This is a genomic window from Mesorhizobium sp. M7A.F.Ca.CA.004.04.2.1, assembly GCF_004022825.1.
GTDB lineage: Bacteria > Pseudomonadota > Alphaproteobacteria > Rhizobiales > Rhizobiaceae > Mesorhizobium.
On sequence record NZ_RZPH01000867.1, the window covers coordinates 1 to 2634 of the forward strand.

General features: G+C 63.6%; 3 protein-coding genes and 1 pseudogene. All 4 read left to right on the forward strand.

Annotation, left to right across the window (positions count from 1 at the left end; all coding sequences use genetic code 11):
* A partial coding sequence (locus EN893_RS28350; protein ID WP_281062510.1) for a hotdog domain-containing protein occupies positions 1-270 on the forward strand: 270 nt, incomplete at its 5' end.
* Positions 271-283: 13 nt separating this feature from the next.
* Positions 284-1117, forward strand: a complete 834-nt coding sequence (lpxA, locus tag EN893_RS28355) for an acyl-ACP--UDP-N-acetylglucosamine O-acyltransferase (RefSeq protein WP_127268626.1) — start codon at positions 284-286, stop codon at positions 1115-1117.
* A complete protein-coding gene (locus EN893_RS28360; protein ID WP_236383052.1) occupies positions 1104-2006 on the forward strand; it encodes an LpxI family protein in 903 nt (300 codons plus the stop codon). Before lpxA ends, EN893_RS28360 begins: the two co-directional genes overlap by 14 nt.
* Positions 1999-2634, forward strand: a pseudogene (locus EN893_RS28365) (lipid-A-disaccharide synthase); the annotation flags it as partial. The gene EN893_RS28360 and the pseudogene EN893_RS28365, both read left to right, overlap by 8 nt.

Below are 2634 nucleotides of genomic sequence, written 5' to 3' on the forward strand. Positions count from 1 at the left end.
TCGGTACCCAGGCTGCGGATACAGATGGCGCAGACGGCCGGCGCCATCTGTATCCGCAGCCTGGGTACCGAAAAGCCGTCGCTGGTCTATTTCCTGACCATCGACAACGCCAAATTCCGCAAACCGGTGGTTCCCGGCGACCAGTTGAAGATCCATGTCAAGAAAATCAAGAAACGCGGCAACCTGCTCAAATTCGCTTGTGAAGCCATGGTCGACGGCGCCAAGGCGGCCGAGGCCGAGATTTCAGCCATGATGGTCACCAGCGACTGACGATCGAGTGCTTATGAAAATCAAGACATCCATTCATGCGTCCTCCATTGTCGAGGAAGGCGCCCAAATCGGCCAAGGTGCACGCATCGGGCCGTTCTGCCATGTCGGTGCCGATGTGGTGATCGGCGACGACGTCGAACTGGTCAGTCATGTCTCGGTGATGGGCGCGACGTCGATCGGTGCCTCGACCAAGGTCTATCCGATGGCGACATTGGGCGCACCGCCGCAGAACACCAAGCACAAGGGCGGTCGCACCACCTTGGTCATCGGCAGGAACTGCACGATCCGCGAAGGCGTGACCATGCATCTCGGCACCGATTCCAGCCGCGGCGAGACGACGGTCGGCGACAATGGCAATTTCCTTGCCTACGCCCATATCGCCCATGATTGCGTCGTCGGCAACAATGCGACGTTCGCCAATGGTGCAACGCTGGGCGGCCACTGCGAGGTCGGCAACAATGTCTATATCGGCGGCCTGACCGCAGTGCATCAGTTTGTCCGCATCGGCGACAACGCCTTTCTCGGCGGCTGCTCCGCGATCGTCGGCGATGTCATCCCCTTTGCCATAGCGGTCGGCAACCGCGCCAGCCTACGCGGCCTCAACATCATCGGCCTCAAGCGCTCCGGCCTGCCAAGGTCCGAAATCCTTGTACTGCGCAAGGCTTACAGGATGATCTTCGATCGTTCCCGCACCGTTGGCGAGAACATCGAGTTCGCCAAGGCGGAGTTCGCGTCGTCGCCGACCGCCATGAAGATCATCGATTTCATCAGCAGTCGCGGCAAGCGGCATTATGCTGTGCCGTCGCTCAAGGGCGGCGATGGCGACGATGTCGATGACGAAGACTGAGACAGCGGCTGCGCGTCTTGATCTTCCGCCGGGCTCCAGGGTCGGCATCATTGCCGGCGGCGGCAGTCTGCCGGTCGAAGTCGCGGCCGGTTCGGCTGAACAAGGTTATCCGCCCTTCGTCATCCTGATGGAAGGCGAGGTCGACCGCATCGCGGAACTCTCCCGATACGATCACGAAAGCCTCGCTCTGGAAGGTATAGGCTCGCTCGTCCCTTTGCTGCGGCGGCACCGGATCACCCATCTGGTGCTTGCAGGCGAGATCAAGCGCCGGCCGCGATTGCTTGCGCTGCGCCCCAGTCTCAGCCTGCTCGCGGTGATTCCTTTGGTCGTCATGGCGCTCGCGCGTGGCGACGATGGTCTTCTGAAGGTCTTGGCACGAGGCCTCGAAGCGCGCGGAGTAAAGGTCGTTGGCGCCCACGAAGTAGTGCCGAATCTTGTCGCCGCCGAAGGCGTGCTGACCAAGGCCGAACCGCGAAAATTGGACTGGCGCGATATTGAGGCAGGCCTTGCGGCAGCAAAGGCCATCGGGGCGCTGGATGTCGGCCAGGCGGCGATCGCGGTTGGCGGCCGGGCAATCGCGCTGGAAGGCATCGAAGGAACAGCCGGCCTGCTTGATCGTGCGAAGCTGCTGCGCGGCCACGGCCGTATTGCGGGCAAGACCCGCGGCGTCCTCGTCAAGTGCGCCAAGCCCGGTCAGGAACTGCGCGCCGATCTTCCATCCATCGGTCCGCAGACGGTCGAGGCAGCGCACGCGGCCGGACTCGCCGGCATTGCCGTCGAGGCGGGACGCTCGCTGATCCTCGAAGGTCCTGAAACCATCGCGCGCGCCAATGCACTTGGCCTGTTCGTCCTTGGCCTGCGTGCCGCCACGGAGCCGCGCAATGGCTGACAGGGCATTGAAGATCGCAATCGTTGCCGGAGAGGAGTCTGGCGACCTGCTCGGTGCCGACATAGTGCGCTCGCTCAGCCAGGCTGTGGGGCGCGAGGTGCAACTCGTCGGCCTCGGCGGCCGTCATTTGCAGGCGCTGGGACTGGTCTCGCCATTCGATGCCGGCGAGATCGCCCTGATGGGGTTCAGCGCCGTTCTACGCGACCTGCCGCGCCTGATGCGGCGGATCAGCCAACTGTCCAAGACCGTTGCCGACGAAAAGCCGGACTGCATGGTCACCATCGACAGTCCGGACTTTTCGTTGCGCGTCGCCAAAAAGGTGCGTGCGGCCAACCCGTCGATTCCGATCATCCACTATGTCTGCCCGAGCGTGTGGGCGTGGCGGCCGGGCAGGGCGGTGGCGATGAAGCCCTATGTCGACCACATCCTCTGCATCCTGCCGTTCGAGGTCAAGGAGCTCGAGCGGCTCGGCGGGCCACCGGGCACCTATGTCGGGCATCGCCTGACCCACGATGCGGGTTTGCTGGCCGCAGCCAAGGCGCAGGAACTACCGCGCGACCTTTCTCCTGATCGCGTCAAGACCCTGCTCGTCCTGCCCGGTTCGCGGCGTGGCGAGGTACGGCGGCTG

What these genes read in the sequence shown, in the direction of transcription:
- lpxA (WP_127268626.1), top strand. Translation starts at nt 284, where the DNA reads ATGAAAATCAAGACATCCATTCATGCGTCCTCCATTGTCGAGGAAGGC.
- EN893_RS28360 (WP_236383052.1), top strand. Translation starts at nt 1,104, where the DNA reads ATGACGAAGACTGAGACAGCGGCTGCGCGTCTTGATCTTCCGCCGGGC.